Here is a 12,549-nt window from a genome sequence, read left to right on the forward strand (position 1 = left end):
GGGGGGGGGGCGGCCGGGGGCCGGGTTGGGGGGCGTTTGCTGTCACGGGGCACTTGCCGCGCCCCCCCCCCCCGCGGGGGGGGCCCCGCCCCCCCGGGCCCGGCCCCCCGACGTCGCGAGGTCACCGAGATGTGGCCTTCACCTCCATCGGCGCGACCATCTCCTCCGTCTGCGCGGCCTTCTCCTTCACCGGCGGGGTCTCCACCCGCACCAGGGTGCCGTTGCTGACCAACGTGGCCACGTTGGTGAAGGGGATGCTCGGGCAGAACTTGCTCGACGCCACGTACTGAATGGCCCCGCCCGGTTGTTCGAACGCCGGGGCGGCCGGCCCCGCGCACACGGTGACGTCCTTCGCCACCCGGTACAGGTGGTAGTCGAAGGGGTAGCGAGGGTCGATGGTGTTGAGGCTCGACGGCGGGATCGCCCGCTGCCCGTACTTCGTGCCCGCCGGGGAGAGGAACCGGCCCGTCTCGGCGCCGAACCGGTCCACCATCAGGTCCTGGCCGGCCTGGAGCAGCAACGGCGCTGCGAGCACGCTGCCCTGGGCGTCGTGGGCGAAGCCGTCGTCGGGCGGGTAGTTCCAGTCGCCCTGGCCCGAATCCAGGGCGGGATTCCACCACGTGTTCAGGAACTCCACAGCGGTGAGCCCGCCGAGCCGGTCATAGCCTTCGAGGATGTTCCCCAGCAGTCCGCGGGTCGGCAGCCGCTTGGGGCCCAGCCGCCAGTCACCGCAGAAGTAGTACGGGCGGTAGGCCTCGGGAATGGGGTACGGCACCAGGCCCCGGCACACACGCGGCTGACCGGGCTCGTCACCCCCGTCCCCCAGTTGCCCGGACGACCCCACCGGCCCGGGCGCCGGCGCGCCCGACCGGACCTGCCCGAAGGCACCGGCCCCAGGGCCGTCCCCGACCGCGGGCGCAGCCGACGAGACGGAAGGACACATGACCAGGGAACCGGCCAGGCCGACCGCAGCTGCCAGGCCGACACACCATCTTGACGATCTCACTGAACCTCCCACGCGAACTCGACGTCCGGCACATGGCCGCTCGACCCGCAGGGGAACGACCGCGAAACAGCCGAAATGACGAGATCACTGAAGCCAAGGAGACCGACGAGTGCGAGCAGACATGCCGGAACCGCGTCCGAATGAGTGGGCGGAGGTGAAGCCCGCGGCGACATCATGAGCCGGTCAGCACGAGGGCGGGGAGCTTCGCCGTCGAACCGGGCCGGAGGTGGATCCGGATGCCGCTGACCGCCCGTAGGGTGACGTCCGGGTCGAGTCCGCCCCAGGAGTACTGACGGCCGTCGGTGTCGGGGCCTACTCGGGCAGGCCCCCCAGGCTGACGAACAGGTAGGTCTCGTCCGGCCCCGGCGGGCGGGTCCAGGAGCGGGTGGTGAAGGTGTGCAGCCGGCCCTCGGTGATCGCGAAACGGGGCAGGCTCACACCGAACTCGGCCGCGATCGCCGTCAGCGCCCGGCGCTCGCCCGTACGGTCCAACGCGCCCTCGCCGGGGACGGCCGGGGCGGCGAACAGGGTGTCCGGGTCGAGCCCGGGCGGTATCGGGCCGCCGCTGCGTCGGACCTCGGGGCCGTCGACGGTGAAGGCGTACTGCTCGATGCCCCGCTCGGCGACGGAGAGGTGGAACAGTCCGCGCTCCGGTACGCACCACACCACCACGGCCCGGGCCCCGGACGGCACGCCGCCGTCCGACGACGCCGCGCCCCGCGGTGCCGCGCCCAGGGAGGCGTCGGCGGCGGGAGACACGAAGCGGGAGGCGATGTGACCCGCCGCGAACGGGTCCAGGGCGAAGCTCCAACCCGAGTCCCCCGCGTGGCCGACGGTGACGACCGCGCAGTCCTCGTAGCTCGACCTCACCCCTCCCCCGAACCTTCGCCGGTTGAGCTCCCAGTACGTCACCGGCGCGTCCAGCACCGCGTCCTGACCGCCCAGCCGCGCGGGCAGCTCGGCCGGTCCGGCCCCCTCCACCAGGACGAAGCGGTACGACTCGGGGCGGCTGTTGTGGGGCGGAGGTTCGGCCAACCAGACGAGACCGTCCGCCGGTTCGGCCACCCGGGCCTCGCCGGCCTCCCCGCTGTGCTCCACCGCCTCCGGGCCCCGAGGGGTGGCCAGCAGCTCCCGGCCCCGCTCCGGTGTGATCAGCGGACCGAGGAACGGGTCGGCGAGTGGGCCGACCGGCGCGAGGTGGTCGGGCCCGAGCGGTGTCCACCGGGGGACCGCGGCGAGCAGCGTCCGCCAGGCCGCCTCCGTCCGACCCCAGCGGGCCTGTTCGCGGGCCCGCTCGACGGCCTCGCCGAACGGACCCCGGGCGGTGTAGCGGAACGTCCGTTCCGTCACCTCGCGCAGGATCTCCTCGGCTGCCTCCCGGTGCTCGTCGGACCCGGAGCTCATCTGACCGGTCCAGGAGGCCGCGTCCCACCTCCGTTCCACGTGCTCGGCCGCCAGGAGGGGGATGAACTCGCCGGAGTAGAGCGGGTCCTGGGCCAGTCCGCCGTGGTACACGCTGTACGCCTGCCCGTGGAAGCGGCGCAGCTGGTCGGCCATGCCGCGTGCCCGGGGCCGGCCGAATCCGGCGGCCTCGGTGAGTGCGGCGGCCGCCCGCTCGTGCTTCCCGCGCAGCGCGTCCAGCCGGGCCGTCTCCACCTGGGCGTCCAGTCGACGGGTGGTGTCGTTGACGAACGACGGGCCCTGGCGACGAGCGGTGAGGCTGTGGAACTCCTGGTACATGTCGAGCATGAACTCCCGGAAGGAGCCGTACCTGGTGGGTGCGCTGTGTGCCCACGACCTGTGGCAGTAGACCGCCCACTCGCCGTCCTCGCCGACGGCGAGCGGGTCCAGCAGGACGGTCGTCATGTCCGACTCGACGTCCAGTTGGAGAGCGCGCGCCCACATGCCCTCGAGTTCGCCCTCGCCGTAGTACTCGCCGAGCCCGAACGCGTCCTCGTGCCAGCGGGCCTCACCGCTGCCGGCCAGCCGCTGGACGAAGCCGCCCGCGTGCCGCCAGCCGTCGGTGACGCCCAGGAACGCCCGGTAGGACGGCGGAAGCCGGTGCCCCAACCGCTCCTCGGCCACCGCGATCCGTTCCCCGGACGCGGGCTCGGAGCCGAGCCACCGCGCGTGCCACGGCGTCTCGTCGGCGGCGGCCGGAAGCTCGTCCGGGCTCCCGTACGCACCGGCCCATTCCTCGCTCCACCGCGTCAGGAACGAGCGCCAGTCGAAGGTCTCTTCGGTCATGTCGGCGATCCTTGCACGCACCGCTGACATCCTCACCGCGCCTTCTGGCTCAAGTGGTTGACGGGCCGTCCGGACGTCCGCGGTCGCGGTGCCGGCCCGCCCGCTCAAGCGACTCGATGAGGTTCGAAGACCCGTGGCGCCGACTGCTCGGGCGGCCGTGACCGCCGCCCGGCCGCCCCCGGCCCACCCGCGCCGGGTGAGCCGGGGCAGTGCCACCGGCGTCCTCCGGGGTGGGCGCGGCTACTGCGGGGTCACGTAGGCGCCGGAGATGCCGCCGTCGACGAGGAAGGTGTTGGCGGTCATGAAGGAGGAGTCGTCGGAGGCGAGGAAGGCCACCGCGGCGGCGATCTCCTCGGGCTCGGCGAAGCGGCCCAGCGGGATGTGGACCAGGCGGCGGGCGGCGCGCTCCGGGTCCTTGGCGAAGAGCTCCTGGAGCAGCGGGGTGTTCACCGGGCCGGGGCACAGGGCGTTGACGCGGATGCCCTCGCGGGCGAACTGCACGCCCAGTTCGCGGGACATGGCCAGCACGCCGCCCTTGGAGGCGCTGTAGGAGATCTGGGAGGTGGCCGCGCCCATCACGGCGACGAACGAGGCGGTGTTGATGATCGAGCCCTTGCCCTGGCGCTGCATGTGCGGGATCGCGTATTTGCAGCACAGGTAGACGCTGGTGAGGTTGACCTCCTGGACGCGCTTCCAGGCCTCCAGGCCGGTGGTGAGGATGGAGTCGTCGTCCGGCGGGGAGATGCCCGCGTTGTTGAAGGTGATGTCGAGGCGGCCGTACTCGTCGACGGCCCGCTGGAAGAGGTCGCGCACCGCGGTCTCGTCGGTGACGTCGGCCTGGATGAACAGGCCGCCGACCTCGTTCGCGGCCTTGGCGCCGGTCTCGGGGTCGAGGTCGACGCAGACCACCTTCGCGCCCTCGGCGGCGAAGCGGCGGGCGGTCGCCAGGCCGATGCCGCTGCCGGCGCCGGTGATGACGGCCACGCGGCCGTCGAGTCGCTGGGTCATGCTGATCATTCCTCCGTGGAGATGAAGACGTTCTTGGTCTGGGTGAAGGCGTCGAGGGCGTCCGGGCCGAGCTCGCGGCCGAGTCCGGACTGCTTGAAGCCGCCGAACGGCGTGGTGTAACGCACCGAGGAGTGCGAGTTGACGGACAGGTTGCCGGCCTCGACGCCGCGCGAGAGGCGCAGCGCGCGGCCGAGGTCCCTGGTCCAGATGGAGCCCGACAGGCCGTACTCGGTGGCGTTGGCGATGCGCAGGGCGTCCTGTTCGTCGCGGAACGGGACGACGGCGACGACCGGGCCGAAGATCTCCTCGGTGAAGGCGCGGTCCTCGTGCCGCACGGGCGCGAGGACCGTCGGCGGGTACCAGAAGCCGGGCCCGTCGGGGGCGCTGCCGCGGAAGGCGACGGCCGAGGCGTCCGGGACGTACGAGGAGACCCGCTCGCGGTGGGCGGCCGAGATCAGCGGGCCCATCTCGGTCTTCTCGTCGGTCGGGTCGCCGACCCGCACCCCGCGCACGGCCGGCTCCAGGAGCGCCATGAAGTCGTCGAACGCGGAGGCCTCGACGAGGATCCGGGAGCGGGCGCAGCAGTCCTGGCCGGCGTTGTCGAAGACGGCGTAGGGCGCGGTCGCGGCGGCCCTGGCGAGGTCCGCGTCGGCGAAGACGATGTTGGCGCTCTTGCCGCCGAGTTCGAGGGTGACCGGCTTCACCTGGGCGGCGCAGCCCGCCATGACCTCCTTGCCGACCCGGGTCGAGCCGGTGAAGACGACCTTGCGCACGTCGGGGTGGGTGACGAAGCGCTGTCCGACGACCGGGCCGCGGCCGGGCAGGACCTGGAGGACACCCTCGGGGATCCCGGCGGCCAGGGCGAGCTCGGCCAGGCGCAGCGCGGTGAGCGGGGTGAGTTCGGCCGGCTTGACGATGACGGTGTTGCCGGCGGCGAGTGCCGGGGCGAGGGCCCAGGCGGCGATCGGCATGGGGAAGTTCCAGGGCACGATGACCCCGACGACGCCGATCGGTTCCTGGAAGGTGACGTCGATGCCGCCGGCGACCGGGATCTGCCGGCCGAACAGCCGCTCGGGAGCGGCGGCGTAGTACTCGATGACGTCCCGCGCGTTGCCCGCCTCCCAGCGGGCGTTGCCGATGGTGTGCCCGGCGTTGGCGACCTCCAGGGCGGCGAGGTGCTCGCGGTCGGCGTCGACGGCGGCGGCGAAGGCGCGCAGCAGTCGGGCGCGGTCGGCGGGGGCGACCCGGCGCCAGGTGTCGAAGGCGGCGCGGGCGCGGGCGACGGCGGCGTCGGTCTCGGCGGGACCGGCCAGTTCGACGGTGGTGATCACCTCCTCGGTGGCGGGGTTGACGACCTCGAAGAGGTCCGGTTCGGTCATCGGGCGGTCTCCCTCTGGCTGGCGGTGATGAACGCGTGGAACAGGCGCAGGTCGTCGGGGTCGGTCTCCGGGTGCCACTGGACGCCCAGGGCGAAGCGGTGGCCGGTGAGTTCGAGCGCCTCGACCGTGCCGTCGGCGCTGTGCGCGGTGGCCCTGAGGCCGGTGCCGATCCGGTCGACGGCCTGGTGGTGGTAGCAGGAGACCTCGGTGGCGGGCCCCAGGACGGCGGCGAGCCGGCTGCCGCGCTCCGGGGTGACCCGGTGGCGGACGAAGCGGGCGGGGACGATCTGGTGGCTGTCGTCGGGCAGGTGCTGGACGAGGGTGCCGCCGAGTTCGACGTTGAGCAGCTGCATGCCGCGGCAGACGCCGAGCACCGGTAGGTCCCGGGCGAGGGCGGCGTGCAGCAGTCGGCTCTCCCAGTCGTCGCGGGCGTGGTGGGGCGGGCCGGTGCGCGAGTGGGGAGCCGCCGCGTAGCGGGCCGGGTCGACGTCCGGTCCGCCGGCCAGGACGAGTCCGTCGAGGACGTCGAGCAGGTGGCCGGTCCCGCCGGGCTGGGGCGGCAGCAGGACCGGGGTGCCGCCGGCGCCGACGACGGCGTCGACATAGGTCTGGGGCACGAGGGAGGCGCACTGGTTCCAGACGGACCAGGCGGCGTCGTCCCGGTAGCTGCTGATGCCGATGAGTGGGCGTCGGTGGTGCTCGGGTGGTGTCGCGTGGGTGGCGGTCACCCTGGTGCCGGTCGCGTCGGTGCCGGTCGCGTCGGTGCGTGTCGGGGCGGTGCGTGTCGCGTCCGTGCCGGTCACAGCCGCTCGAATCCGCGGCGCCGCTCCCAGTCGGTCACCGCCCTCTCGTAGGAGGCGAGTTCGGTGCGTCCGGCGTGGGTGTAGTGCCGGACGACGTCCTTGCCGAAGGCCTCGGTGGCGACGGCGCTGCGTTCGAAGGCGTCGACCGCGTCGCGCAGGGTGGAGGGCACCCGGGGCGCGTCGGAGGCGTAGGCGTTGCCGGTGAACTCCGGCTGGAGTTCGAGCTGTTGCTCGACGCCGTGCAGTCCGGCGGCGATCAGGGCGGCGACCGCGAGGTAGGGGTTGACGTCGCCGCCGGGGACGCGGTTCTCGAAGCGCAGCGACGGGCCGTGGCCGACGACGCGCAGGGCGCAGGTGCGGTTGTCGCGGCCCCAGGCGATGGCGGTGGGCGCGAAGCTGCCGGGGACGTAGCGCTTGTAGGAGTTGACCGTGGGGGCGAACAGCAGGGCGAGGTCGGCGAGGCAGGCGAGCTGGCCGGCGAGGAAGTGCTCCATGGTGCGGGAGAAGCCGTGCGGGCGGTCCCCGGCGAACACCGGGGCGCCCTGCTCGTCGCGCAGGCTCAGGTGGATGTGGCAGGAGTTGCCTTCGCGTTCGTCGTACTTCGCCATGAACGTGAGGCTGCACCCCTCCTGGGCGGCGATCTCCTTGGCGCCGGTCTTGTAGACGGCGTGGTTGTCGCAGGTGGTGAGGGCGTCGGCGTACTTGAAGGCGATCTCGTGCTGGCCGAGGTTGCACTCGCCCTTGGCGGATTCGACGGTCAGGCCGGCGCCGGCCATGCCGTTGCGCAGGCGGCGCAGCAGCGGCTCGATCCGGCCGGTGCCGAGGATGGAGTAGTCGACGTTGTACTGGTTGGCCGGGGTGAGGCGGGTGTAGTCCTTGTCCCAGGCCTGTTCGTAGCTGTCCCGGAAGACGATGAACTCCAGCTCGGTGGCGGCCTGGGCCTGCCAGCCGTAGCCGGCCAGGCGGTCGAGCTGGCGCTGGAGGATCTGGCGAGGGGAGACGGCGACCGGGGTGCCGTCGTGGTGGACGACGTCGCACTGGACCATGACGGTGGCGGGGTGCCAGGGGACGGTCCGCAGGGTGGTGAGGTCGGGGCGCAGCGTCAGGTCGCCGTAGCCGTTCTCCCAGGAGGAGACCTCGTACCCGTCCACGGTGTTCATGTCGACGTCGACGGCCAGCAGGTAGCCGCAGCCCTCGGCGGCGCCGGTCACGACGTCGTCCAGGAAGTAGTCGGCGGCGACGCGTTTGCCCTGGAGGCGCCCCTGCATGTCGGTCATGGCGAGCACGACGGTCTCGACGGACCCGTCGGCGACGCGGTTGCGCAGCTCGTCGAGGGTGAGCCGGGGGGTGGTCATCGGGTCTCCCGTTCGGTGTCGGGGGCGGACTGCGGGCTGGTCATCGGATCTCCGGTCGGGCGGCCGGGGCGTCGGGCGCGGACGGCGTGCCGCTGATGTGCGGCCCGGTGAACCAGTGCCGGGCGGAGGCCAGCCACCAGGCGCCGGCGAAGCCTCCGACGACGACCACGGCGACCGGGGTGTAGTTGAAGCTCTCGGCGGTGATCGGACTGGCGGTGGGCAGCATGAACAGGACGCTGATCACCGCCGTCCAGGCGACGGCGACGACGCCGATCGGCCTGCTCCAGCGGCCCAGGTGCCAGGGGCCGCGCGGGAAGTCCTCGCCCTGGCGCAGCCGCAGGTACACCGGGATGACGTAGGAGATGTAGAGGCCGATGACGGAGATCGAGGTCACGGCCGTGTAGGCGGTGTTGTTCCAGAGCGCGGGCAGTCCGAGCAGCAGGGCGCCGCCGGTGGCCAGCCAGACCGCGTTGGTCGGGGTCTGGGTACGCGGGGAGATGCGGTGCCAGAGGCGGGAGCCGGGCAGCGCGCCGTCGCGGGAGAAGGCGTAGATCATGCGCGAGTTGGCGGTGACGGAGGCCATGCCGCAGAAGAACTGGGCGCCGATGACGATGAGCAGCAGGAACTGGGCGCCGCCGGAGCCGATCGCGTCGATGAAGATCTGCGCGGGCGGGACCTGGGTGACGCTGTCGAGCGCGCCGTCGTAGTCGCGGATCGCGAAGGTGATGCCGAGCAGCAGGATCCAGCCCGCCACCAGCGAGACGGTGATGGCGTTGACGATGCCGCGTGGGCCGGAGCGGGCGGCGTCCTGGGTCTCCTCGGTCATGTGCGCGGAGGCGTCGTAGCCGGTGAGGGTGTACTGGGCCATCAGCAGGCCGAGCATCGCGACGTAGAACTGGCTGTGGAAGCCGGTCCGGTTGACGAACTCCGTGAAGACGGAGGAGGCGGAGGCGTGCCGTTCGGGGAGCAGCGCGAGGGCGCCGACGATGATCGCGACGCCGGCCAGGTGCCACCACACGGAGACGCTGTTGAGGACGGCGACCAGGCGCACCCCGAAGGTGTTGAGCAGGCCGTGCACCAGCAGGATGACCGCGAAGATCTCCATGGTGTGCGCGGGGGTGGCCGCCAAGCCGTAGCGCAGTTCGAGGAAGGCGTTGGTGAAGAAGGCGGCGCCGTAGTCGACGCTGGCGGTCACCGCGACCTGGCCGAGGAAGTTGAACCAGCCGGTGAACCAGCTCCAAGCCGGGCCGCGGGTGCGGGTCAGCTTGGCGGACCAGTAGTAGAGCCCTCCGGCCGTCGGGTAGCTGGAGCAGATCTCGGCCATCGCGAGGCCGACGCAGAGCGTCAGCAGGCCGACCACCGGCCAGCCCCAGATGATCAGGGCCGGGCCGCCGGTCTTCATCCCCGTCCCGTAGAGGGTCAGGCAGCCGGACAGGATCGAGACGATGGAGAAGGAGACGGCGAAGTTGGAGAAGCCCGACATCGAGCGGGCCAGCTCCTGGGTGTAGCCCAGCTCGCGGAGGCGTTGTTCGTCGGCGGAAACGGGGGATGAGTCCACCGGAAACACGGCGGGGCCAGGGTGGTCGGGTGAGCGTGCGTCGGTCATGGGCACCCCTGGGGGTTGAGGGTGTGCCGGGTGCACGCGGCCACGACGGCGTGGCGCACCCGCCCCGGCGGGTTCGACGGTCTGACGGCTCTTCAATGGTCTGGATTCAGACCATTGGGTGGGTGAGCAGCATCGTTCCGGCTGGACGGCGGCCGCGTCAAGGGTGGGACGGGAACGAGTGCGGGAGATCCGTTCGCAGGTACGATTCCGGCGTGGACGTGGACGTGACGCGTGAGCAGGCACGGCTCGACTGGGAGACCGGGACGATCTTCCGCCCGATCCGGACCGGCAACGCCTTCGAGGAGACCGTCGAGCGGCTGCTCCAGGCGATCAAGCTCGGCGTCTTCGGCCCCGGCGACCGGCTGCCCGCCGAACGCGACCTCGCCGCCCGGCTCGGCGTCAGCCGCGAGACCCTGCGCGAGGCGCTGCGCACGCTCCAGCAGGCCGACTGCGTCGCGCCCCGCCGCGGCCGCTACGGCGGAACCTTCGTCACCTACCGGATGCCCGAACCGGACGTGGCCGACCTGCGCCGCGCCGCCCGCGACCTCGGCGGCGCCCTGGAGGACGCGCTGACCTACCGGCAGGTCCTGGAGGTCGGGGCCGCCGAGGCCGCCGCCCGGCGCTCCCTCTCCCCCGAGCAGCGCGCTCACCTGGAGGACCGGCTGACCGAACTGGACGCAGCCCCGGCCGAGCAGTACCGCCAGCTCGACTCGCGCTTCCACCTCGCCGTCGGCGAGCTCACCGGCTCCCCCGCCCTCGCCGCGGCCATCGCCGAGGCGAGAATGCGGCTCAACGACCTGCTCAACGCGATCCCCATGCTGGACCGCAACATCGAGCACGCCGCCGAGCAGCACCGGGCGATGGTACGGGCGATCCTCGACGGCGATGGCGAGGCCGCCCGGCGCGCCACCGAGGAACACCTCGCCGCGACGGCCTCGCTGCTGCGGGGGTTCCTGGCCTGACAGCCGCCGGGGCGCGCCCGGCCGGCGGGCGGAGCTCTCGTTCGACGCCCTCCCCGCGGCCTGACCGCTCGGCGTCGCACTCCGGCCGTCCGAGGGCAAGGTGCCGCGGGCGCCGCCCGTAGGGGCCGCCGCCCAGCCGTCCGGGCCCCGCGGGCAGGAACTGGCCGGCCTCCACCAGCGCAGACGTCCCGTCCCGGCGCGGCACTGCGCCGGGACGGCGGGTCCGGCATTGGTGACGAACGCGGAAGGGGCTGGGCGCGGCCCAGCGGTCGTGACGGGTGCCTACGGTCCCTTTCCCTGGTCCGATGACGGGCCGGCGCCATGTCCGGGCGCAGGAGGCGGCGGGCGGTCCCCGGGTGCGCGCGGGAGCGTCACCGGCCCCCTCTGGGACCAGATGGGCGCCCACCATCCACCCGTCCGCCGACTCCCGGTGGTGCGCGTACCACGCCTCGCTTCTCCTGAAAGCACGCGCGGTGGTCGATGGCCACCCACTCGAGGAGGAAGCGATGGCGTCGACCCCACCCGAACCCGGCCCTGGCGGCCCCGCTGGCGGTGGTGACAGCAGTGGCGGCTCGGGCCGGCAGGGTCCGCCTGAGAGGCCCCCGGTGCACCCACCGGCCGGCAGCCCGTCCCAGCCTGCGGGGACGGGCGCGGGAGCAGACGAGATCGCGCGACTGCAGGAGCGGGTCGCCGCGCTGGAGGCCGCGCCCGCGAAGGAGCACCACCGCCTGCGGACCTCAGGCGCGGTGGTGCTCATCGTGATCGCCTCCGTGCTGTCACTGCTGTCCGTGCTGGCGGTGTGGACCTCCGACTACGTGGGCAACACCGACCGCTACGTGCAGACCATGGCTCCGCTGGCCACCGAACCCGACATCCAGCAGGCCGTCACCAACCGGGTCACCCAGGTCGTGCTCGACCAGATCGACGTCAACGCCCTGGTCAAGCAGCTCTCCGATGCCGCCGCCGAACAGGGCGTGCCGCAGAACGCCGCCAACCTGATCAACGACCTGAGCGGGCCGATCAAGAGCGGCCTCACCCAGCTGGTGAGCACGGTCGTCAACAAGGTCGTCACCAGCGACCAGTTCGCCACCATCTGGGTCGACGCCAACCGGCTCGTCCACACCGCCCTCGACAAGGCGCTCACCGGCAAGGGCGGCGGCGCCGTCGTGCTGGAGAACAACCAGGTCTCCATCGACATCGCGCCGATCATCGCGAAGGTGAAGGACGAACTGGTCAACGCCGGCTTCGGCCCGGCCGCCAGGATCCCGGACGTCCACACCAACTTCGTGGTCTTCCAGTCGAAGGACGTCGGCAAGGTGAAGACGTACTTCCGGCTGCTGGAGATCATGGGCGCCTGGCTGCCGATCGTCACCGTGTTGATCGCGGCGGCCGGCGTCTTCCTGGCCGTCAACCGGCGCCGCGCGCTCATCGGCGCCGCCGTCGGGGTGGCGCTGGCCATGCTGCTGCTCGGCATCGTGCTCACGGTCTTCCGCGCGATCTACCTCGACCACCTGCCACCGGGCGCCAACCAGGCGGCCGCCGGCACCCTGTACGACACCCTCATCCGCTTCATGCGGGCCACTATCCGGGCGGTCGGCGCGGTCGCCGTGGTCACCGCCGTCGGTGCGTTCCTGATCGGACCGTCGCGACCCGCCGTCGCGGTGCGCGTGGCCTGCCGGCGCATCATCGGCTCGCTGCGCGACGCGCTGTACTCGCTCGGCATGAAACTCGGCCCGGTCGGACCCTTCGTGCACCGCTTCAAGCAATGGATCGGTGCGGCGATCCTGCTGGCCGCCGCCGTGGTCCTGGCCACCTGGTCCTATCCGACCTGGACCGTGGTGCTGTGGATCACCTTCTTCGTGGCCCTCGGTTTCGCCGTCCGGGAGTTCCTCGACACCGGCGCCGACGGCGACCGTGCGCCGCCCATGACAACCCCGAGCAACCCACCGCCCAGGCACGCCTGACTGTGAGGGCGTGGAGGGCACCGGTCGGGGGGAGCGAAACGACGTTCGGGCCACTGCCCCCACCAGGACATGAGCCGGCGGAACGTGCCGGCGCTGACAGTGAACCGTGGACCGCAGCAGGAGCCGTCGGGCCCGCCCCGCTCGGTGCGCCCGACCACGTTCAACGAACGTGCCGTCCCGGGGGCGGCGCCTCTCGGCGCGTCTCGCAACGAGCGGTAC

9 protein-coding genes are annotated in these 12,549 nt (G+C 72.5%); 2 read left to right on the forward strand and 7 right to left on the reverse strand.

Going from position 1 to position 12,549, the window contains the following annotated elements:
• Positions 1 to 121 precede the first annotated feature (121 nt).
• The 7 genes from ACH4J0_RS36515 to ACH4J0_RS36545 all read right to left on the reverse strand — a co-directional run bounded on the left by ACH4J0_RS36515 (position 122) and on the right by ACH4J0_RS36545 (position 9,404).
• The gene (locus ACH4J0_RS36515) at positions 122 to 775 is read right to left on the reverse strand and encodes a TNT domain-containing protein (protein ID WP_396245484.1); all 654 of its coding nucleotides are present in this window, start codon (positions 773 to 775) and stop codon (positions 122 to 124) included.
• A 543-nt stretch (positions 776 to 1,318) separates the two neighbouring features.
• Positions 1,319 to 3,253 carry an SMI1/KNR4 family protein gene (locus ACH4J0_RS36520; protein WP_396245485.1) on the reverse strand — a complete coding sequence of 645 codons (1,935 nt, stop codon included), beginning with the start codon at positions 3,251 to 3,253 and terminating at the stop codon, positions 1,319 to 1,321.
• 240 nt (positions 3,254 to 3,493) lie between these two features.
• Positions 3,494 to 4,261 (reverse strand): 3-oxoacyl-ACP reductase, encoded by a 768-nt coding sequence (locus ACH4J0_RS36525; protein WP_360229456.1) that lies wholly within the window; start codon positions 4,259 to 4,261, stop codon positions 3,494 to 3,496.
• Between the two features lie 5 nt (positions 4,262 to 4,266).
• On the reverse strand, positions 4,267 to 5,640 hold the full coding sequence (locus tag ACH4J0_RS36530) for an aldehyde dehydrogenase family protein (RefSeq protein ID WP_396245486.1): 1,374 nt from the start codon (positions 5,638 to 5,640) through the stop codon (positions 4,267 to 4,269).
• Positions 5,637 to 6,443, reverse strand: coding sequence for a gamma-glutamyl-gamma-aminobutyrate hydrolase family protein (locus ACH4J0_RS36535; RefSeq protein ID WP_396245487.1), 807 nt, complete (start codon positions 6,441 to 6,443; stop codon positions 5,637 to 5,639). The genes ACH4J0_RS36530 and ACH4J0_RS36535 overlap by 4 nt, the downstream gene beginning before the upstream one ends.
• Entirely contained in the window at positions 6,440 to 7,798 is a 1,359-nt protein-coding gene (locus ACH4J0_RS36540; protein ID WP_396245488.1) for a glutamine synthetase family protein, read from the reverse strand. Before ACH4J0_RS36540 ends, ACH4J0_RS36535 begins: the two co-directional genes overlap by 4 nt.
• A gap of 40 nt (positions 7,799 to 7,838) precedes the next feature.
• Positions 7,839 to 9,404 carry an amino acid permease gene (locus ACH4J0_RS36545; protein ID WP_396245489.1) on the reverse strand — a complete coding sequence of 522 codons (1,566 nt, stop codon included), beginning with the start codon at positions 9,402 to 9,404 and terminating at the stop codon, positions 7,839 to 7,841.
• 212 nt (positions 9,405 to 9,616) lie between these two features.
• Here ACH4J0_RS36545 and ACH4J0_RS36550 point away from each other — a divergent pair, with 212 nt between their 5' ends.
• Positions 9,617 to 10,366, forward strand: a complete 750-nt coding sequence (locus tag ACH4J0_RS36550; RefSeq protein WP_396245490.1) for a FadR/GntR family transcriptional regulator — start codon at positions 9,617 to 9,619, stop codon at positions 10,364 to 10,366.
• 605 nt (positions 10,367 to 10,971) lie between these two features.
• Positions 10,972 to 12,330: a hypothetical protein gene (locus tag ACH4J0_RS36555; protein WP_396245491.1), complete on the forward strand. Its 1,359-nt coding sequence runs from the start codon at positions 10,972 to 10,974 to the stop codon at positions 12,328 to 12,330.
• Positions 12,331 to 12,549 lie beyond the last annotated feature (219 nt).

Source organism: Kitasatospora sp. NPDC017646, from assembly GCF_044329365.1.
In the GTDB taxonomy this organism is placed as follows: domain Bacteria; phylum Actinomycetota; class Actinomycetes; order Streptomycetales; family Streptomycetaceae; genus Kitasatospora.